We start from the raw sequence: 20,370 nt of genomic DNA on the forward strand, positions 1-20,370 counted from the left end.
CCCGAACCTAATGAAATGCGTATACCTACCCGAACGCAAATTTTGCGCAAAAAACAGTCCAGAATGCGTTGTTTTTGTTCGTTTTCACCCTAAAAACGTGATCAAGGTGAAAAAAGGGTTGCATGAAATCATTAGCAGAGTATAGTGCGCATCCACGGACGCGGGGTGGAGCAGCCTGGTAGCTCGTCGGGCTCATAACCCGAAGGTCGTCAGTTCAAATCTGGCCCCCGCAACCAATTAAAATCAGAAGCAGTAACGTTACTCGATGGAAGAGTAATGACGGACGCGGGGTGGAGCAGCCTGGTAGCTCGTCGGGCTCATAACCCGAAGGTCGTCGGTTCAAATCCGGCCCCCGCAACCAATTAAAATCTGATGTAATATTTTTGCAAAGTAGTTCAAATCACAGCAAGGTGGCGACGCAGTGAATCCTTAGGAGCTTACTCCAGTAAGTGACTGAGGTGAAAGAGGAAAGCCAACGCAGATGTGGTTTGAAATACGAAGCGAAAAGACGGACGCGGGGTGGAGCAGCCTGGTAGCTCGTCGGGCTCATAACCCGAAGGTCGTCGGTTCAAATCCGGCCCCCGCAACCAACATAGTTTGTTAAGGCTATTAAATAAGACCTTAAAAAATAAAACCGCAAAAGCGTTTCGCTTTATGCGGTTTTTTTGTGTCTGCCGTTCTGTCATCCGCCCGTATCGATCAAAGGCACAGGCAGTGGTCGTTCATTGGGGTTAATAGTAGCTGACGTTAATAGTAGCGGTAGCCTCGAATTTCCCATTCCTTAGCGGCGTACCGTCGGGCTCAAGATATAAGTAAATACGATCAGAGGCATCAAACTCTTTCGGCGCGGAAGTGTACGGGCCACTAATGTCTCCGTTCCCCGAAAGAGCATCAATGATAAGGGGATTGTCAAAAGTATAAAGCGCCACACCAAAACCGCTGGCGGCATCATCACCAGCCAGTTTGTTTAGCAACAAATGCTGGTCAGAACTCACCGGATTCCCATTACTCAGTATACGAGTCTCAATTTTAGTCGTCATCTTGCAGTTATTGTTACTAACACGTATCTCTTGATACGGCCCATTTTTAACTCCCCCCGTTCCGCCATAGAGCAAAAAGTTAAACGAACCAAAATCGACTTTTGACCTGTCAATAGACAAGTTACAAGTGGTTGGCGTAATCGGAATGGCAGGGGAATTAAAACGAAACCCTTTCATAACATTACTAAAGCCCACTTTAAAATACGTAGTGTTCACTGCCACGATCTGGCTCTTTTTTACCTTATCACCATAGCTTCCCCCCGCATACCATAATTCGGCCTGAAACTCCCACCTTGCGCCATTAAGCTGGGCAGGCGTCGCGGTGAACATCCCCCCTTTTTTAAGATGCCCCGAAACGCTTCCACTGCCATCACCATAGGTCACGGTGTACCAGAATCCATAACCAAATCCATCGGCGATGCCGCCTATCAGCAAACCACCATCAGGCATCGTTTCAGGCAGTGAACCCGAAGAAAAACCATCCCCCGATACGGTGATGGCGGTTCCCGTGGACGGATTACAGGTGGAAATGACCGGTCCGCCAACCAGCACCGAACTTTGGAATAACTGCTGCAAATTTGTGCTTGTCAGCGTGACCGCCGTTACGGGCGACGATGCCATAGTTTGATCAATATATGTTCCCGTTGGCGTGGTAAATGCACAACTCGCCAATGCGCTGCGAACGCCACATAAGCCCAGCAATAACAGCATGATAAATCCATATTTTTTCAGCATGACATATCCTTTTTATTCATACGCTGCGGTCACGGAAACTTTCGCTGCATACAATCCGCTTGCGACGCCACTTTCACCGTTGCCCACTTTCTGAAAACGCGCCGCGAAATGGAAGACTTGTTCACTATTCGTAGCAATTTGATTAGTGAATATAATTTCATCCAGCAGGACATTTCTTGCGCTGGCGCCATCCGTATTAAAAATAACAATGCCAACGTTGGTACTGTTTTGTAAATAATCGCTGAATACGCCATCGATAATAGGTCCGGCACCTATATTACGAAGCGTTAAACGCATTGTTCTGGATATTGACGCCGTTTCGCTGCCACAGTTGGTGAGCGTAATATTAAACGGCGTATAGATATCTCCTCCACTGTAATCAGTAGGGGTTAAAGCGTTCAATACACCGCCGGCAGCAAACTGGCTTATATGTGTATCAGGAAGGGTTATCTCCTGTGCAACACTAACATTACATACGGGTAATACGGTTGTTGCCGTTACAGTAACATCCATCGTGGGTGCAGCAATAAACGTTTCTGCCGCCAGCGCTGGAGAAGACAGGATTAACGTGAACAGGTAAGGAAGATAATAGCGCATGATAACCCCAGGTATTTAGTTATAACGGACAATGATTTGAAACGATTCCTCGAAATAACCAGAGCTCATTGTAGCCCCCCCAAAGGCTGCCATAATATATATATCGTAAATCGTGAAATACCCCTCACCATTACTATTCAACGTCATATCCCTCTCGCTGTTGAATGTAATAAAATCTCCCTTGACTCGATCCTTAATTTTTAATCCCAACATTGTCCCCATCCCGAGGCATGTTTTATGGGGATCTGAACAGAGATCAGCACTATTTATGGAAAAAGTCACCTTTGCTTTATTAAGCATATTGTCACAACCAGTTAAAAATATACCTAAAGGACGGTTATAACGTTCATCATTCAAATCCAGATCACGCGCTATAATCTGACCAAAATCAATAACGAGAGACTTTCCTCCCAGATTACTCTCTCCCCCTAAAGAAACATTGCACGAAGGAGTTTGAAGAGTTGCGGTAAAGGTTACATCAACCGTCTTGGTACTCCCCATACATTTCAACGGATCACTTTTTGCCAGGCAATCAGCAAAAGCAGCAGCGCTAAAGCAAAATGAACACAGGCCTAATACTACATGGCGAAAAATTCGATGATGGATCATGGCGTCACCTTCACGCTGGTTGAGGACATCCGGCAGCGCAGACCGGAGATAAGCGGCGTTTTACCGATCATGCTGGCATTGCCATCTAACTGATAGCTCACCTGACAGCGGCTTTCTGCGCCGCTGCCCCAAATGACGGAGAGCGTACCGCTGTCATCCATGCCGCGCACAAAGGCAATCCCCGCCTGGCCTACGGTGCCGACCGAGCTGCCAGCACTATCCTGCACATCTGCCGCCAGCGGAATAAACCCGCCATCGTCGCGCATCAGTTCCAGCATAAACGCTTTACGAGCGTCGGTTTCGATATCCACACGCACCAGCGCCCCGCTGGTCGGCACCACGACACCGGTGGTATTACTAATCGCCACATCGTTTTCCATCGTGTCAATATTCAGACCGACGGTGTTTTCCCGGTAGGGACTCAGGCTGGTGACGACCATATTGCCAAAACCGTCTATCTGCCCATTGCCCATTGAGGCGGACGCGCCTTTCGCCCCGCTGGCGTGCACCAGCGCCATCGTCGAGTCTGGCGTTAAATAGCCGGAGGCCAGCGTCAGCCCGCCGCTGTGCAGCACCACGCCACCGGTTGTACTTAGCGAGTACTGTTGATCGCCGTTAAGCCCCTGCGTCGCCGATAATGAGGTGGTGCTGTACGCGCCGTTGCGCGTCACCCAACTGCCTATCGTGGTGAGGTCTTCGCTGTCTTTGTTGCGGCTGCTCATGGTGTTCAGAGAGTAGTTATACATATTGTCCCGAGAACTCCCTGTCGCCATCGCGCTGACGCTGTCATTACCTTTAAAGTCGCTACTGCTGTTGACGCTCATACTGGAGAACGGACGATAGTCCACGCTGGAGCCTGACCCCAACGGAATAGAGAAACCCAGGTTGATGCTATCGTCTTCTTCGCCAAATTCGTCATAGCTGCGCTGGGCGGAAATGCTGTAACTCACGCTCCCCACAGAGTTGCTATAACCTACGGAATACTGCGAGGTATTGCCATCATCGCCCCAATAGCTACGCCAGGTCCCGTTCAGATAAAACGAGCCATAACTTTCACCATTGATAGTCACATCCTGATAGACGTTGGCCTGTATCTCATTGCGCGTGCGTGTATAGGCATGATATGCCTCCTGCGTCGTGGTGTTTTTATCGGAAGCATAATTATTCAGCGTATTTTTGAGCGATAGCGCATCGTTCATCGACATGTAGTTTTCAGAGGAAAAACGATAGCCGACCACGCTGAAGGTGGTCCCCGTCGCCGTGAAATTTTTACTGTAGTTAAGGCTGTAGCTCTGCCCTTTTAAAGTGCCAACGTCATCTGCGGTAGTTTGTGAGTGCGTCACGTCGAATGAAAACGCCCCAATGCTGGTGTTCATTGCTACGCCGAGCATTCCAGCGGTGTATAAGTTGTCTGCCATTTGCACACCGCCGTAGGCGGTAAACATATTGCTCAGACCGTAAGAGGCGGTGGCGACTCCCGCCCACAGCGTTTCATCAACCGTGTCTTTATCCACCGTGCCGATACCGATATCCCAGTCCACTTCACCAGGACGCAGTAAATGGGCAATAGAGGCATAGGGCATAGAAAATACGCGCGTACTGCCATCAGACTCCTCAACGGTAACATCCAGATCGCTGCCGTTTTGTGCGGCATAGTAGTCGCTGATGGCGAACGGCCCCGGAGGGACGGTGATCTGCGTAACAATACGACCTTCCTGGCGTACCGTCACTTTGGCATTGCTGTTCGCGACGCCGCGAATCACCGGCACATAGCTGTTAGCCGACGGATCCATCTGTGCATCGTTGTAAAGGTGCACACCGTCCAGCGAAACGGAATCCATCATGTTGGCGTTGGTGCGTACGTCCCCCGCTTCCAGTTTTGCGCGCAGCGGCACAATGTCGCGTGCAATAAAAAGATCGTAGCTGCTGTACTCTCCGCCGTTATCGTTATCCCAGTTGTATGCGCCATTTGAGCGTAAACGCCATGCGCCAAGGTTCAAACCCAACATCAACCCGGAGTAAAAGGTGTCCTGCGTGGTATTGTCGCTTTTGGAATGCCAGGCGTTGGCGTTATAGGAGAGCAACGCCATCGGGATCCCGGAATCCCAACGCGAAGGAGGAATATAGCCGGCAGGATGACTGACCAGATAGACCTGCGGGATGGTTACATTCAGCTCCTGCGTCAATGGGTCGTAGCGGCTGGATGACTTCGGCAGGGTGGCAGCCAGATCATAACAGCCATCCTCATCCTCCTGATTTAGCGGCTCGGGATCCACACTGAGCTGTTCCAGCAGCGCATGGGTAAAACACGCCGACGCATAATCCGTATTGTTTTCGTGAAAAGTCAGCGGAGTTTTGAACATTTCCTTGCCATTAAGGAAAACTTTAACGTTGTATGTTCCGGCAAGAACAGGATTACCACGTGAAAAACGCTTCAGGTCAAGTTGGCTGCCCGCATCACCCATTAAAAAGGCGTCACTAAACTCCACCATTTCGGTGCTGGCGCTTTCATCGGGCGTACCTTCATCTGCCTGTGCGGATGTCAGCGAAAAAAAGCCAGTCAGAAACGTCGATAAATAAATAGATCGTGATAATCGGCGCACCATCATTCCCTTTTAATTAATAATCCTGTTACTCTGCGGGTACTTTTTTATTTAACCGTTTTGACGACTTCCGCATCCGCACCGTAATCATTCAACGCAACCCATGACACTTTATTAACGGAAGTCGTGGTTAATTGCGGTACGACAAAGCGTTCCTCACTAAAAGGACTCAGCATTTTCGGTTTGTAGTCATATTTTTTCGCCCCTGCCCACACCGCGCCGCCAATCAGTGAGAGATAATAAGGCGAGTCGTTTTTCAGGACGATCGCCACGTTACCCGCGTCATTGACCAGCGACCACTTAACATTATTTAAACCATCAATAAAGCTGCCCTTCAATGAGGCCGGACGATAAAAGAATTTAATCCGCGAACGTAAAGCCAGATTAAGTTTGCTTTTCCCTTCCGCATTCTTATCTTTAGGTGGAATTTCCAGCACGTTAAACCAAAAAATACTCTCTTTATCCTGCGCTAACGCCTTACCGGTCCAGGTAATACGCACGCTCTGGCCTTTTTGTGGATCAAGACGCGAGACGGGGGGAGTGACAATAAACGGTAGCTTCATTTTAGCCGGATCGCCGTTTTCATTACCGTCATCCAGCCAGGATTGGACCAATAAAGGCGACCTGCCCTCATTTACCATTTTTACCGTTACTTCTTTCGCCGATTCAGGGTAAATGACCCGCGTTCCCTGAATCACCACGCTGGCCAGTGATGAAGTTGTAGTGAGCGTCATCAAACACGCAATAAATAGCGAACATGAATACCTTTTCATATAAATCCCTTTGACAGAAACAATATTTTTACACTATGCAAATCTGATATATAAACCAACCAAATATATTTTAGCTATTTTATTCAACATTAATAATTACGGTAGCATCGGCAGTAACAATGCCCGCGCCGGGCGTACCGTAGGCGATATAACCGACTGAATAGGTTGACGCCCAGTTAAAGCAGACTCGTTCACCTTCCTCTAATTTATAACAACGGCCGCGATCTACATATTCATAATCTTTTCGGCTACCCGTCTGGAAATTCACGACTGAGCCCGGTGGTGTTGATTGATCCTGTACCAGGAAACCAACGTTTACCGCGCCTGATAAGGCGGTATTTTTTAACGCATAGGTTGCAGGGTCGGTCTCTCCGCTCGTCACCCAACGAATATTCGGATAATATTGTTCGGCCTGAGTGCACTCAGAACGTATAGCGAAACTCTTTTGATGCAGCGCGCCTGAAGTCGCCCCCTGAAGTTCCTTCAGGGAAGCCGTCTCTAACGCAATAGTGGTGCTGCTCACGCCATCCACCTCGACCCATACTTTACATTGTGTGGGTATAGGCTCGACGAAAGCCGAAACAACAATTTCAGGCGTCTGTACCGTGTCGTAAACCGGCGCTGCACCATAAACACAGAAAGCCATCAGAGACAAAAGGAATGGTAAATATTTCATTTTCTTCCCCTGTTACTCAAATGTGGCAGTAAACATAATAGAAGCTTGCAGGAAACCGTAGTTCACGTTCACACCGTAAGGCACGACACCCACTATAAAATTAAAATCAGCCCTTTTTACATCGCCATCCTGGACAAGGGTCTGCGTATTTTCCGCCGTGCTAAAATCAATCATCATATTCTGATCGGTATCTTTAAAAACGAAGCCAAACTGATTATTTCTATCTTCAGATTTTATTGCGAGGGTGGCGGCATCAACCTCCTGCGATGTACTTATTTTTCCTGTCACTGTTGACGCCTTATATCCGGACGGGCAGGAAACGCGGAAATAATAATCTCCCGCATTCGATACCCAAGTAATATCACCTATGGCTGGCAGAGTATCGATCACGAGCCCGCCGACATAAAGAGCACTTAATGGTGTTCCCGTGTAGGAATAAAGTTCCACCTTACAAGTTAACTCCGTCACCCGACCGGTAAATTCATATTCCACCGTATCGGCAGCACGCGCTGAATTAACCCACGCCAGCCCAGACAGCAGCAGAACAATTAATTTATTCACAGACGCTCCGTCAGGCATAGGTCAGGGTAAAGGTCGCCGCCGCATGTACGTCGCCCTTTTCCGGCACACCATAAGGCATATAACCCACTTCAAACTTAAATGAGGCGCTGTCCTCATTGCTAAAAGCTAACGTGAACTGCTGCGTTGCACTGAAATCAACAACAGTATCGGTAATTTTATCTTTAATTTGTAGGCCGACATATTTTGCGCCAGTCGTATCGGTAATCGTATTTTTTAAATGAACAGAAAAATTGGAACCTTCGATCTCCCCGTCAGTGGTAAATTTTCCCGTCACTTCATGCCAGTTTGAAGGTGAAGAACAACTGACATTAATCGTAAATTCCTTCGGCGAAACAGGAAAGCTTCGTGCATCATGTAATGCCTGTGTGGTCACCTCCTCCAACGCTATCGAAGTACCGTCTCCCGGCGTTTGTACGGTACAGGTTGTGCTATAAATACGCCCCTGCACAATAAGTTCCGCATCAGGGGCAACCGCAGCCAGCGCCCCTTGCCCGTTTAACAGACCGAATATCATCAGGAGCAACAATAACGGTTTTCCTTTACGCATACGCCCTCCCTCCTGGATGAAAAAGCAGGGCTCAACGGCCCTGCCTGACATTATTTTGATATTACTGATACGTTGCGATAAACATGGCGTCAGCTGCAACCAGACCGCCGCTGACGGTACCGGTTTTCAGGTAGCCAACGTTGTAGTTAAACAGCATTGGCGCCGCAGTATCGATCACTTTCGCCTGGCGATCCGCGGTGGTAAACGTCTGGACTGCATTGCTGCTGTCTTTGTTTTGCACCTGGAAACCAACCCCTTGCGCACCCGCAGCAGAAACGTCGGTGTTATCCAGCGCAGAAGTGCTGGCATTAACCGCTGTTCCTTTTGCAGCCGCCAGATAGCCTGTTACAGTGGCATAGCTCGCACCGGTAATTTTGTCTTTGGAACCCTGGGCCGTACAGTCCAGAGAGACTGTGAAGTCTTTTTTCATTACCGAGTCAGTGGTGGCTGCCGAGACGGTCTTAACGTCAGTCGGATCCAGTTGCACTGAAGTTCCTCCCCCTAAAAGCGCTGCCGTACAGATGTTAGTCTGTACTTCACCGGCAAAGTGAATATCCGCAGAGTCCTGATCGCCCGCAAAAGCGCTTCCTGCAAATGCCATAGCAATGGCTGCAATAGTAAATTTTTTCATTTTTTTCCCTTGGTGATAAATATCCAATACCATAATTTATGGTGTCTGCATTCCTACCAGAGGTGATGCGATAAAATTATATCCCAAGTGAAGAGACACTATGTGCCAGAAAACATCATTAGATTTATTTTTAGGAAAACATCAATATGAAATAATTATCAGTTAATAAATAAAATAACACCACCAAATAATTAAAAATAAACTTCAAACAGATGTATTAATTTTAAAATTATATAATCAACAAGATACTTTATGAATATATGTTATCTGTAATTTATCCGATAATAATAAATGAACCTGTAAATAGTCCTACTATAATATTTCGTCCTGGACAATCATTCGTTATATCGCATCAGAATGCCAGGACGTGTATTTATCCCCTTCTCGCCAGCGTCGCCCCATCGGCAAAATAGGCTTTAATCCCTGCCAGAATCGACTCTGCAACTTCCTGCTGGAAGGTCGCCGTTTTGAGTTTGCGCTCTTCCTCAACGTTACTGATAAATGCCGTTTCGACCAGAATGGACGGGATATCCGGCGCTTTCAGTACCGCAAACCCGGCCTGTTCAACTTGGTTCTTATGCAGGTTGTTGATTTTACCAAGCTTATTCAATACCGCTTTACCAAACTTCAGGCTGTCGGCGATGGTCAGCGACTGCACCATGTCAAACATGGTGTGGTCGACGTAACGGTCACCGCTCTTACTGACGCCACCAATGAGATCCGAGGCGTTCTGGGTCTGCGCCAGATATTTCGCTGCGGTACTGGTCGCGCCTTTGGTCGAGAGCGCAAACACCGAAGAACCGCTGGGTTGTCGACTGGTAAAGGCATCGGCGTGAATAGAGACAAACAGGTCTGCGCGCTGCTTCTGCGCTTTTGCCACACGGACTTTAAGCGGAATGAAAATATCTTCATTTCGCGTCATAAAGACCTTCATGTTGCCCTCTTTCTCTATGAGAGCTCGCAGACGGCGGGCAATCTGCAGTACCACATCTTTTTCACGCGTCTTGTATTTCCCCACCGCACCGGAGTCTTCCCCGCCGTGGCCCGGATCCAACATAATGACAATGGGGCGATCGCGTCCCGCTTTACCCGGCTGCGGGCCACTCTGCGCAGGCGGTACCTGTTTATCCAGATCGCCCTTGTTGTAATCTTCCAGCAATGCCAGCAGCGGATCCTGAACATCCTGGGCATTTGCGGGATAGAGATCCATCACCAGACGTTCTTTAAAGCCTGCCACCGGAGCCAGCGCAAAAAGTTGCGGCTTCACATTCTGTTTCAGCTCGAACACCATCCGCACGGTCTTTGGATCAAACTGGCCAACGCGCGCCGACTTAATATACGGATCGTCAGGACGAATCTGCGCTCCCATGCCCTTGAGCACCGAATTCAGATTAACGTCTTCAATATCCACAACCACACGCTCAGGATTACTCAGGGCAAACTGTTTGTATTTCAGCAGACGGTTAGATTCTACCGTGACGCGGGTATAGCTGGACGCAGGCCAGATACGTACGGCAACGACCTGACTCGCGGCAGCCAGACCCACCTGGCTGACGCTTAAAAGCCACATAGCACCCGCACCTTTCAGTAAACGGCGGCGACTGATTGCTGAGTTGGATCCCGACATGCTTCTCCCGAGCAAAAGAAATCTGTAATGAGTAATACGTAAAACGTCCGAATTGACCGGAAACTTTAGCGAATGACGCATAATCTGTCATCTATAAAAGGGTAAACATTCTTTTTATATTCACGGCATTACTGACAAAAATCTTCGGCATGGGTAAAAATTACGCTTGCGCACAGCGCAAAAACAGAATAAAAATACACAAATTACGAATATTCATGCAATGAGGGTGTGCCGTGGTGAAGGAGCGTAGAACCGAACTGGTACAGGGATTCCGCCATTCTGTTCCCTATATCAATACCCATCGGGGAAAAACGTTTGTCATTATGCTGGGCGGCGAAGCCATAGAGCATGAAAACTTTTCCAGTATCGTCAATGACATTGGTCTTCTTCATAGCCTCGGCATCCGCCTGGTCGTGGTCTATGGCGCACGACCGCAGATTGATGCCAATCTTGCGGCGCATCATCATGAGCCGGTGTACCACAAAAACACGCGCGTCACCGATGCGAAAACGCTGGAGCTGGTCAAACAGGCTGCGGGGCTACTTCAGCTTGATATTACCGCCCGCCTGTCGATGAGCCTGAATAATACGCCATTGCAGGGTGCACACATCAATGTGGTCAGCGGTAATTTTATTATCTCCCAGCCGCTGGGCGTTGATGACGGCGTAGATTACTGCCATAGCGGGCGTATTCGTCGCATCGATGAAGATGCCATTCACCGCCAGTTAGATAGCGGCGCGATTGTGCTGATGGGCCCGGTCGCCGTTTCCGTCACTGGTGAGAGCTTTAATCTGACGTCAGAAGAGGTCGCCACGCAGCTGGCTATCAAACTGAAGGCAGAGAAAATGATCGGTTTTTGCTCGTCTCAGGGTGTCACCAACGATGATGGCGATATTATTTCCGAGTTGTTTCCTAACGAAGCTCAGGCTCGCGTTGAGTTGCAGGAAGAGAAAGGCGATTACAGCTCCGGTACGGTGCGTTTCCTGCGCGGAGCAGTGAAAGCCTGTCGCAGTGGCGTACGCCGCTGCCATCTGATCAGCTATCAGGAAGATGGCGCCTTGTTGCAAGAACTGTTCTCCCGTGACGGCATCGGTACGCAGATCGTGATGGAAAGCGCCGAGCAGATCCGTCGCGCTACCATCAACGATATCGGCGGGATTCTGGAGCTTATCCGCCCGCTGGAACAGCAAGGTATTCTGGTCCGCCGCTCGCGCGAGCAGTTGGAAATGGAGATCGACAAATTCACGATTATTCAGCGTGATAACCTGACTATCGCCTGTGCCGCTCTTTACCCTTTCCCGGAAGAGAGAATTGGCGAAATGGCGTGCGTAGCGGTGCATCCGGACTACCGTAGCTCGTCGCGCGGGGAAGTGTTGCTGGAACGGATCGCCGCGCAGGCCCGGCAGATGGGGCTGAGCAAGCTGTTCGTGCTGACCACGCGCAGCATCCACTGGTTTCAGGAGCGAGGCTTCACGCCGGTAGATATCGACCTGCTGCCGGAAAGCAAAAAAGAGATGTACAACTATCAGCGGCGGTCAAAAGTGCTGATGGCGGATTTGGCATAGGAGTGGTTGCCGGATGCGGCATATAGTTCGCTGGCACATCTTTGGTATGCAGATCGTAGGCCTGATCAGACGCGATAGCGTCGCCATCAGGCACACAGCCGGATGGCGACGCTATCGCTTGTCCGGCCTACATCATGCCATCATTAAACAACGCCGACAATCCGCTGCGGCGTTCGGTTCGGGTGGCAATGGCGCCACTCAATATCCGCTCATCGGCATACAGCGACAAACGACGGCGCGCGCGGGTAACGGCGGTATAGACCAGTTCGCGAGTCACCACAGGTGAATGCTGGTTGGGTAAAATCAACGCCGCGTGGTCAAACTCAGATCCCTGCGATTTATGCACCGTCATTGCCCAGGTGGTTTCATGTTCAGGCAAGCGGCTGGGCTGAACCGATTTGATAGAACCGTCCGGCAGCGCAAACCACACCCTCAGACCCTGCCCACGATCCAGGGCAATGCCAATATCACCGTTAAATAATCCCAGCGAACTGTCATTGCGCGCGATCATCACTGGCCTTCCCTCATACCAGCGGCTATGCGTCGAACGGTGAATTTTGCGTTTTTGCACCATCACCTGCTCAATGCGTTCATTCAAACCACCCACGCCAAACGGACCTTCCCGCAGGGCACACAATAGCTGATACTCATTGAAGGCCTGAATGACAGCATCCGGCTCGGCGCGCTCGCGCAGTAAATCCAGATAGTGACCATAACCCGCCAGCGCTTCCTCCAGCATCGCAGCGTAATCTTCGCTGCTGTGCAGAGCGCGTTTTTCGATGTCGCTAAATCCCTGCTGGAAGACCGTTTTTATCGCGGCTTTGTCACCACGATTAATCGCCGCAGCCAACTGACCGATTCCGGAATCGCTACCGAAACGGTAGCTCTTTTGCAGCAGGCACAAACTGTCGCGCAGAGCAGCCGCCTGAGTTCCCGAACCAGCCGGAATAGTGGTTTCAGTCAGGCGACTAAGCTGGCGGGCACGCTCCGGGGTAAAACCATCACCGACGAAAGCACAGATATCCCCCAGCACCGCCCCCGCTTCAACAGAAGCAAGCTGGTCGCGATCGCCCAGAAAAATCACCCGCCCGTGTGGCGGTAGCGCATCGATAAGGCGCGACATCATCGGCAAATCGATCATCGAGGCTTCATCCACTACCAGCACGTCAAGATGCAGCGGGTTTCCTGCATGATGCCGCAAGCGTTGGCTACCAGGCTGAGCGCCCAATAAGCGGTGCAACGTACTGGCATCATCGGGAATGCGTTTCTTTTGCTCATCAGTCAGCGGCAGTTCTCGCAGCGCCGCGCCCAGCGAGGCGGTCAGACGTGCTGCTGCTTTTCCCGTGGGCGCCGCCAGACGAATACGACAGCGTTCACCGTCCGCCATCTGAATCAACGCCGCCAGAAGCCTCGCCACCGTTGTTGTTTTTCCGGTCCCCGGCCCGCCGGAGATCACCGATATACGCCGGGTGAGCGCGACAGCAGCGGCCACTTTTTGCCAGTTAACGCCTTCAACGGGCGGAAACAGCGCTGCCAGCGTGTGGGTCAGCCGTTGTTCATCCACCTCAATGGCGTAGTTAACTTCACCGAAAAAGCGCGCCACCGCGCGTTCGTTATGCCACATCCGGTTCAGATACAAACGATCGCCGTACAGCACCAGCGGTGTGGGCTGCTCGCCACGGCTTACCGCCCCGGAGGCCAGCAGGCATTCCGCCCAGTCTTCGGGCTCTCCCGCTTCAGCGAGCCAGGCGCTTAACAGAGGATGGGCGTCCTCACTTCGGGATAGACGCGAAAGCGGTAAGCAGACGTGCCCTTCTCCTGCTTCACGGCTGAGCAACGCCGCTGCCAGCGCAACGGCAGGGTTATCATTTCCGGCAACCGCCAGCGCGAACTGGGCATCCAGAGGGCGGAGTTGCTTTTGCTCAACGGCTTCCAGTAATCGTTTCTGGATTGTCATGACATCTCCTCCAGCGGCACACCGGCAAACAACTCGTCCATCAAAGCGATCAACTCTCCGTCAGGTCGGGTCGCATAAATTCCCTGCTGCGGATTTTCACGGTCAACGCCACGCAGGAAGAGATAGATAACTCCGCCAAAATGGCGTTCATAATCGTAATCAGCAATGCGATGGCGCAAGTAGCGATGCAGCGCCAGGGTATAAAGTTGATACTGCAGGTCGTAGCGATGCGCCTGCATGGCAGAGGCCATCGCCTGCTGCGTATAGGCGGAGCTGTCTTCACCCAGCCAGTTCGATTTGTAATCGAGCAGGTAATAGCGCCCCTGATGGCGGAATACCAGGTCAATAAAGCCTTTTAGCATGCCGCGCACCTGCATAAAGTCCAACGCAGGGCACCCCGCCGAGAGCGGATCGTACTGACGAATCAACGCATCAAGTTGGCTGGCCATCAGCGGCTGCGAAATCGGCAGATAAAACTCCATCTCCACCTGTTTTTCTCGCGCGGAAAGCTGGCTCAAACTCACGCCCGTCTCGTTGAGAGGCGCCTGCAAAATGGCGTCCAGCCATTGGGCCAAAACCGGCGTCCAGTGCGCGTCATAACCGCCCAACGCCAGTTTCTCCTCGACCCAATGCGGATCCACCGGTTGCGTAAAATCGAGATTTTCAAACAGGCTATGCAAGAACGTACCCGGCGAAGCGCCGCGCGGGAACTGATGCGGTGTGAGTCCTGATTCTTCAATAACCTCACCGACGCCTGCGGCATCGATATCCAGTCGTGGGATCAGATCCTGCGCGATACCATGTCCACGCTGTTGCAGACCGGAATAACTGGTCACGCGCCAGCTATCGCCGGGCGTACGCCGCAGTATTTTTGCACTCAGTTCACTGCTAACAGACTGCGCAACCTGCCAGGGTTCGCCGTCAGGCTGCCCGGGAGTCTGGCAGGCAATATCGTTGCTGCAAAGCGCTTCAATCGCGCCACGCAGACCCGCGGCATCCATCGGCTCACCTTTTTGTAACAGGCGACCAAGGGCGCTCTGATGCACATCGGTATCCCCTTTTTTATCGCCCCGACGTCGTACCAACGGCGCAACGCCAAGGCTGCAGTGCCATACCGAACGGGTTAGCGCGACATACAGCAAACGCAGGTCTTCCGCCAGACGTTCCGCTTCTGCCAGCTCAACGCTCTCCTCGGCATCGCTGAGATCCAGCACCGCTTCAAAGGAGCTGCGATCGTGGTAGAAAGCCTGATCCTGGACGCGGAAATTGGTGATAAATGGCAGCCAGACCAGCGGATATTCCAGCCCTTTCGATTTATGGATGGTGACGATTTTAACCAAATGCTTGTCGCTTTCGAGCCTGAGCTGCTGACTGGACGCATTGCTGTCGGGTTCAAGAATATGCTGGGACAACCAGCGCACCAGCGCATGCTCGCTTTCCAGCTGCGAGCCCGCTTCCTGCAACAGTTCGCTGATATGTAAAATGTCAGTCAGTCGACGTTCGCCCCCCGCCGTCGCCAGCAGGTTCTCCGCAATCTGGCGGGCAGCCATCAGCGCGCGCAGCATCGGCATCACGCCGCGTTTATGCCAGATCTGACGATAACCATCGAACTCTTCGACTACCGCATCCCAGGCATTTTCGTCGTTATTTAACGCATCAAGATCCTGCGCATTCATCCCCATCATCGAGGTCGCCAGCGCGCTACGCAACGTGTTCTCACGTTCCGGTGTCATCACCGCCTGCAGCACCCACAGCAACTCCTGCGCTTCCAGCGTTTCAAATACGCTGTCACGGTTAGAGAGGTAGACGGAGGGAATTGCCAGTTGGGTCAGCGCATCACGGACCAGCGCCGCTTCCTGGCGGCTACGAACCAGTACGCTGATGTCCGACGCGCGTACCGGGCTGGATGCTTTGCCACTGACCAGTTGCGCAGCGCCAGAATGCCCTGCCTTAAGCCAGTCGCGAATTTGCGTGGCGCACACCTGCGCCATGTAGTTCTGATAGTCGCCGACGCCACAGCTTTCCCCTTCCATCAGCCACATACTCATGGCTGGCTGCGTTTCACCGTGTAAAACAAACTGAAGCGACTGGTTTTTTTCTGCGAATTTTACCGGGCTGAAGGGGATTTCGCGGAACATAAAGGCGTCGTCCATCTGGCTGAAAAGCGTATTCACACTATTGACCATGCCGGGGGCCGAACGCCAGTTGGTATCAAGCGTATAGTGTGCGCTGACTTCGCTGCGCGCCTTAATATAGGTGAAGATATCCGCGCCGCGAAACGCGTAAATCGCCTGTTTTGGATCGCCAATCAGCAGAAGTGCGGTATCCGGCTGATGCTGCCAGATCCGGCGAAAAATACGGTACTGCTGCGGATCGGTATCCTGAAATTCATCGATCATGGCAACCGGAAAACGGGTACGAATAGCCGTCGCCAGCGCATCGCCGCTTTCACTGCGCAACGCCGCATCAAGACGGCTGAGCATATCGTCAAAACCCAGCTCGCCGCGGCGGCGTTTCTCCTCGGCAACCGCCGCGCGGATCTCCGCCAGCGCCCGGGTGATCACCAGATCGCGCAGGGTTAACGGTTCACTAAGCAGTCCATCAATAGCGACGAAAAGCGGGTGCTGAGGCGTTACGCCGCCCGCTTTGGTTCGCTCTTCTAAAAAGCGCTGGGAGAATTTCTCCAGCGCATCAGGCAGCTGATAGCTTTGGGTTTCTTCCTGCGCCCATGCGCTGATCTTTTCGATCCACTTACCCTGGTTAGCGCGATTAAATTTACGCCGATCGATCCCGGAAGCTTCCAGCAGACCATCCAGCTCATCAACAGAATCACGCCATTGCTGCTTGATCTGGTTAATGCGTGCAAGAATTTGTTCATGCCGGGAGGCCAGCGTTTCGTCATCGGGCGGAGGAGCCTTGATAACCGGTGCTTCCCCTTGCAGATAGCGATCGATATCTCTCAGCAGCGCCTGCGGTCCTTTCCACGTTTCAAAAACCACCTGCGCAATGTCGCGGGGCAACGGGTAGCAGTGCCGACGCCAGAAGTCCGCGCAGGCCTGATAGCGCAGCAGCGATTCATCCTCTATCAGCTGCTGTTCGAACAGCATGCCAGACTCAAAGGCGTTAAGGCTGAGCATACGCTGACAAAAACCGTGGATGGTAAACACCGCCGCTTCATCCATCTGTCTTTCAGCCAATAACAGCCACTGAGCAGCCTGTTTTTTATCGGCAATTTCATCTAACAAACGGGCATATAGCGGGTTGTCGGTGGTTTCACGCAGGCAGGCAATTCGCAGTTCATGAATGTTGCTACGAATTCGACCGCGCAACTCTTCGGTAGCCGCCTCAGTGAAGGTGACTACCAGCAGTTCTTCGACGGTCAGAGGACGAGGAAAGGCGGCAGAGCCGCCCAGTCCAAGCAGTAAACGTAAATACAGGGCGGCGATGGTAAAGGTTTTACCGGTGCCCGCAGAGGCTTCAATCAGACGCTCGCCCGTCAGGGGCAAACGCAGTGGATCAAGGGACTCAGCGGCATCATTCATTCTTATCACTCATCAGGGGTAAGGTTTGCTGCAACGCGCTGACGGTCTGCCACACTTTCCAGCCTTCCGGGTGCACATATTCTGCTTGCCCGTTCTGACTGCCGGAAACCTGTGACAATATCGCCATGCCTTGCGGCTCAACCACCGCCTGATGGAAGAAGTCGGCAAGTTTTTGCGGCGTCAGCAGTTTAATCTGAGCCACTATTTTATCACGTGAATCGAAGCGCATATTGCCGCGATCAAAATCTTTGCTTAACTGTGAGGCTTCTGCCCCCAGCGTTTGCGGCGCCTGCAGCATTTGCGCAATAATCGCCTGCTGAATTTGCGCGAACTCTTCAGGTTTCATCGCCCGCAGCTTCGCTTCCGCCGTCGGGAAGAACGCTTTATAACGCCCCCAGAGGTAAGACGGCTGCTTATCACTGCTTTGCAGCAGGAACCCCATTCCCCACTGACGGCCAACGCTCATCGGGAAAGCAAATACGGCGTAACCTAACTGTTCTTCAGTACGCAGTTGATTGTAGAACCACGGCTGAACAATCTGCCCCAACATGGCGCTGTAGGCTGAACTGGCGTATTCATCGTATCCGGTTGGCACAAATACCGCCGCCAGTGCTGAATCCGTGCTGCTGCCTGCTTTTTCAAAGATGACGGACTGCTTCTTGTCCACAACCACATCTTTGTTGCGACACCACTGTGACCCGTTCGCACCAAGCTGTTTTTGGATATCCCGCGCCATGCTCGTTGTCTGAGCTTCGCTCATATTACCAATGACCAGGAATTCAGGTCGCGCACCGGTTTTTAAGGCGTCGCGGTAGGTCATCACCTCTTTCAGGGTGATGGAAGGCAGCAACTGACGGCGCTCATCACGTGAAAAATAAGGCACCTGAGAAAGCATCTGCACCGGCATAATAGCCTGATCGTAGGCTTTACCCTTTTCTGCGGAATCCATCATCTGGGCATACCAGGATTTCGCCTGTTCCAGTTGTTCATCCGTTGAGGTATAGCTGAAATAGCCGCTCAGCAGCGCCTGAAAAAGCTGCGGCAAACGTTGGGTGTAGCCGTTGGCGTTAAGCATCAACCCATTGTTAGCGTTGGTAGAGAAACCAATTCCACCTACCGATGCCTGGTTACTTAACTGATCGAGCGCAATCCCCGCCAGGTAATCGTTAAGTGCGAATAAGACCTGGTTGCGGGCGCTGTCCATGGCTTTCGGGTTACGCAGGATCACGCTGACGTCAGCCTTCGGCTCGCTGGCAAAATACCGGCTCGGGGCATACACCACGCGTAAATCCGGCTCATCAACAATCAGCTCCGGATGAGCGTATTTTTTATCCGTCTTAATCAGCGTGAAATCATCCGGAATGTAGGGGTTCACCTCCGGTAACGACAGCGCAATGCCCTGTGCTTTTTGCTGCCAGTCGGCAAAGGTTTTGTCGCTGATTTTATCCACCTGGTAAGGCGCATCGACAAAATAAGCGGTTTTATTATGCGGCTCTTTCGCGCTGATATACCAGATACGTGCATTCTGCGGCGTCATCATTGCCAGACGTTGCTCAACAGCTTTCGCATCGTACTGGTCAGCAATATTCACCGCATCCAGCGTATGCTCGACGGGAACGCGGATCATGGTATCAGCCAGCCATTCCACGTAGTCCATATCACGGGTGATGGAGGGATAACGGAAATCGAGATCCAGCACATGCGCCAGCTCGTCAAAATAGCGTTTATCGACGCCTTTCTCGCGTAACAAATTGAGGTAGCTAAAGATTGCCGCGACAACTTCATCGCGATTTGCCAGCCCCTTGTCGGTTAACGTCGCGGAAATGGCTAACACGCCGCTGTTCCCGTTGACCACCGGATCGGAGTCTGCGCGAATACCTTCAACCAAGCCCTGCTTTTGCAGCCAGTCAGACAATGTGCCCGGACTACGATTGCCAATCAGGTAGGTCACCAGCTCATCGGTTTTACTGCGGAACTGCGCGCTGTTGTTATCGATACGAAACTCGACGCGCAATACTTTACGCGGCATTGCCGGAACATAGTGGATGATGATGCCCTTTTGCGCATCAGTGACGACCGGTACGGTAATTTCAGGCTTTTCGATATTTCTGTTCGGCACGCGCCCAAAGGTGTCAGCCGCTATCCGCGCCAGCTCTGGCAGCGGTTTATTGCTATAAATCACCGCCTTCATCAGGTTCGCGGAGTAGTACTTTTCATGAAATTTTTGTAACGCCTGTACCACCGGGTTGCCCGGTTTGTCGCTTAATGTCTCTAGATTCCCGCCAGAGAAACGCGAGCCAGGGTGCGCCGGGTTGATAGTCTCAGCGCTCACCTGCGCCATACGCATCCCGTCTCGGGTACGCGCCAGCGTCAGCTCGGAGTTAACCGCGTTACGCTCACGGTCGGCATATTTTTTATCCAACAATGGATCGGCAATAGCATCCGCCAGGCGATCCACCGCCCCCACCAACGCGTCGTTTTCGACTTCAAGATAGAAGGCCGTACGATAAGGCGCAGTGCTGGCATTGTGGCTACCGCCGTGCATTTTCAGAAATTCAGCCAGGCTGTCCGGCTGCGGGTATTTTTTCGAGCCCATCAGGCACATGTGTTCGAGATAGTGTGCCAGCCCCTGATGATCGTCCGGATCTTCCAGCGAGCCCACGGGGACTACCAGTGCAGAAAGGGATTTCACGGCCTGAGGATCGGATACCAGCAGCACAACCATGCCGTTATCAAGGCGCACGGCCTGATACTGACGGGTATCTTTATCGCTTTTACGGATGGTTTCAGCTAAAGGCTGCCAACCGGTATCTGCCTGACTTACGGGAACCCAAAGGGCGACGAACAACAGTAATGCGCTGAACCAGGTGCTGCGGGGCATTCACA

General features: G+C 51.8%; 14 protein-coding genes and 3 tRNA genes. 4 read left to right on the plus strand and 13 right to left on the minus strand.

The genetic code is table 11. The features are described 5' to 3' along the window. The first annotated feature begins 159 nt into the window (after nucleotides 1-159). The 3 genes from WN16_RS22695 (at nucleotide 160) to WN16_RS22705 (ending at nucleotide 590) form a co-directional block, all read left to right on the plus strand. Nucleotides 160-236 (plus strand) — tRNA-Met (locus WN16_RS22695). Between the two features lie 48 nt (nucleotides 237-284). Then, nucleotides 285-361 (plus strand) — tRNA-Met (locus tag WN16_RS22700). Nucleotides 362-513: 152 nt separating this feature from the next. After that, nucleotides 514-590 (plus strand) — tRNA-Met (locus WN16_RS22705). A 141-nt stretch (nucleotides 591-731) separates the two neighbouring features. On the opposite strand, the gene WN16_RS22710 is transcribed toward WN16_RS22705, so the two are convergent. From WN16_RS22710 to amiC, 10 genes are all read right to left on the minus strand, one after another. Then, nucleotides 732-1,775, minus strand: coding sequence for a fimbrial protein (locus WN16_RS22710; protein ID WP_016150919.1), 1,044 nt, complete (start codon nucleotides 1,773-1,775; stop codon nucleotides 732-734). Between the two features lie 12 nt (nucleotides 1,776-1,787). Then, nucleotides 1,788-2,372, minus strand: coding sequence for a fimbrial protein (locus tag WN16_RS22715; RefSeq protein WP_003840921.1), 585 nt, complete (start codon nucleotides 2,370-2,372; stop codon nucleotides 1,788-1,790). A 15-nt stretch (nucleotides 2,373-2,387) separates the two neighbouring features. Continuing rightward, the gene (locus WN16_RS22720; protein WP_003840923.1) at nucleotides 2,388-2,981 is read right to left on the minus strand and encodes a type 1 fimbrial protein; all 594 of its coding nucleotides are present in this window, start codon (nucleotides 2,979-2,981) and stop codon (nucleotides 2,388-2,390) included. Next, nucleotides 2,978-5,590 carry an outer membrane usher protein gene (locus WN16_RS22725; RefSeq protein WP_044699758.1) on the minus strand — a complete coding sequence of 871 codons (2,613 nt, stop codon included), beginning with the start codon at nucleotides 5,588-5,590 and terminating at the stop codon, nucleotides 2,978-2,980. The genes WN16_RS22720 and WN16_RS22725 overlap by 4 nt, the downstream gene beginning before the upstream one ends. A 41-nt stretch (nucleotides 5,591-5,631) precedes the next feature. Further along, nucleotides 5,632-6,318, minus strand: coding sequence for a fimbrial chaperone (locus WN16_RS22730; RefSeq protein ID WP_003840927.1), 687 nt, complete (start codon nucleotides 6,316-6,318; stop codon nucleotides 5,632-5,634). Between the two features lie 118 nt (nucleotides 6,319-6,436). Continuing rightward, a complete protein-coding gene (locus WN16_RS22735) occupies nucleotides 6,437-7,033 on the minus strand; it encodes a fimbrial protein (RefSeq protein WP_003840930.1) in 597 nt (198 codons plus the stop codon). 12 nt (nucleotides 7,034-7,045) lie between these two features. Then, entirely contained in the window at nucleotides 7,046-7,594 is a 549-nt protein-coding gene (locus tag WN16_RS22740) for a hypothetical protein (RefSeq protein WP_003840932.1), read from the minus strand. Nucleotides 7,595-7,604: 10 nt separating this feature from the next. Continuing rightward, nucleotides 7,605-8,162, minus strand: a complete 558-nt coding sequence (locus WN16_RS22745; RefSeq protein WP_003840934.1) for a fimbrial protein — start codon at nucleotides 8,160-8,162, stop codon at nucleotides 7,605-7,607. Nucleotides 8,163-8,223: 61 nt separating this feature from the next. Further along, complete coding sequence (locus WN16_RS22750) at nucleotides 8,224-8,793, minus strand: fimbrial protein (protein WP_016150922.1); 570 nt, start codon at nucleotides 8,791-8,793, stop codon at nucleotides 8,224-8,226. Between the two features lie 373 nt (nucleotides 8,794-9,166). Continuing rightward, nucleotides 9,167-10,420 carry an N-acetylmuramoyl-L-alanine amidase AmiC gene (gene amiC, locus WN16_RS22755; RefSeq protein ID WP_032937467.1) on the minus strand — a complete coding sequence of 418 codons (1,254 nt, stop codon included), beginning with the start codon at nucleotides 10,418-10,420 and terminating at the stop codon, nucleotides 9,167-9,169. A gap of 233 nt (nucleotides 10,421-10,653) precedes the next feature. Between amiC and argA the strand changes: the two genes are divergently transcribed. Next, nucleotides 10,654-11,985: an amino-acid N-acetyltransferase gene (argA, locus tag WN16_RS22760; RefSeq protein WP_003034012.1), complete on the plus strand. Its 1,332-nt coding sequence runs from the start codon at nucleotides 10,654-10,656 to the stop codon at nucleotides 11,983-11,985. A gap of 127 nt (nucleotides 11,986-12,112) precedes the next feature. Here argA and recD read toward each other — a convergent pair whose 3' ends face one another. From recD to ptrA, 3 genes are read right to left on the minus strand one after another with little or no spacing between them, the layout of a single operon-like run. Then, a complete protein-coding gene (gene recD, locus WN16_RS22765; RefSeq protein ID WP_032937466.1) occupies nucleotides 12,113-13,942 on the minus strand; it encodes an exodeoxyribonuclease V subunit alpha in 1,830 nt (609 codons plus the stop codon). Next, nucleotides 13,939-17,484 (minus strand): exodeoxyribonuclease V subunit beta, encoded by a 3,546-nt coding sequence (gene recB / locus WN16_RS22770; protein ID WP_044699761.1) that lies wholly within the window; start codon nucleotides 17,482-17,484, stop codon nucleotides 13,939-13,941. Before recB ends, recD begins: the two co-directional genes overlap by 4 nt. Continuing rightward, nucleotides 17,477-20,365 carry a pitrilysin gene (gene ptrA / locus WN16_RS22775; protein ID WP_044699762.1) on the minus strand — a complete coding sequence of 963 codons (2,889 nt, stop codon included), beginning with the start codon at nucleotides 20,363-20,365 and terminating at the stop codon, nucleotides 17,477-17,479. Before ptrA ends, recB begins: the two co-directional genes overlap by 8 nt. Nucleotides 20,366-20,370 lie beyond the last annotated feature (5 nt).

It is taken from the genome of Citrobacter sp. ABFQG, assembly GCF_004322975.1.
Taxonomy (GTDB): Bacteria; Pseudomonadota; Gammaproteobacteria; order Enterobacterales; family Enterobacteriaceae; genus Citrobacter; species Citrobacter freundii.

What these genes read in the sequence shown, in the direction of transcription:
- WN16_RS22730 (WP_003840927.1), bottom strand. Translation starts at nt 6,318, where the DNA reads ATGACGCTCACTACAACTTCATCACTGGCCAGCGTGGTGATTCAGGGA.
- recD (WP_032937466.1), bottom strand. Translation starts at nt 13,942, where the DNA reads ATGACAATCCAGAAACGATTACTGGAAGCCGTTGAGCAAAAGCAACTC.
- WN16_RS22750 (WP_016150922.1), bottom strand. Translation starts at nt 8,793, where the DNA reads ATGAAAAAATTTACTATTGCAGCCATTGCTATGGCATTTGCAGGAAGC.
- recB (WP_044699761.1), bottom strand. Translation starts at nt 17,484, where the DNA reads ATGAATGATGCCGCTGAGTCCCTTGATCCACTGCGTTTGCCCCTGACG.
- WN16_RS22720 (WP_003840923.1), bottom strand. Translation starts at nt 2,981, where the DNA reads ATGATCCATCATCGAATTTTTCGCCATGTAGTATTAGGCCTGTGTTCA.
- WN16_RS22715 (WP_003840921.1), bottom strand. Translation starts at nt 2,372, where the DNA reads ATGCGCTATTATCTTCCTTACCTGTTCACGTTAATCCTGTCTTCTCCA.
- amiC (WP_032937467.1), bottom strand. Translation starts at nt 10,420, where the DNA reads ATGTCGGGATCCAACTCAGCAATCAGTCGCCGCCGTTTACTGAAAGGT.
- WN16_RS22710 (WP_016150919.1), bottom strand. Translation starts at nt 1,775, where the DNA reads ATGCTGAAAAAATATGGATTTATCATGCTGTTATTGCTGGGCTTATGT.
- WN16_RS22735 (WP_003840930.1), bottom strand. Translation starts at nt 7,033, where the DNA reads ATGAAATATTTACCATTCCTTTTGTCTCTGATGGCTTTCTGTGTTTAT.
- WN16_RS22745 (WP_003840934.1), bottom strand. Translation starts at nt 8,162, where the DNA reads ATGCGTAAAGGAAAACCGTTATTGTTGCTCCTGATGATATTCGGTCTG.
- WN16_RS22725 (WP_044699758.1), bottom strand. Translation starts at nt 5,590, where the DNA reads ATGATGGTGCGCCGATTATCACGATCTATTTATTTATCGACGTTTCTG.
- ptrA (WP_044699762.1), bottom strand. Translation starts at nt 20,365, where the DNA reads ATGCCCCGCAGCACCTGGTTCAGCGCATTACTGTTGTTCGTCGCCCTT.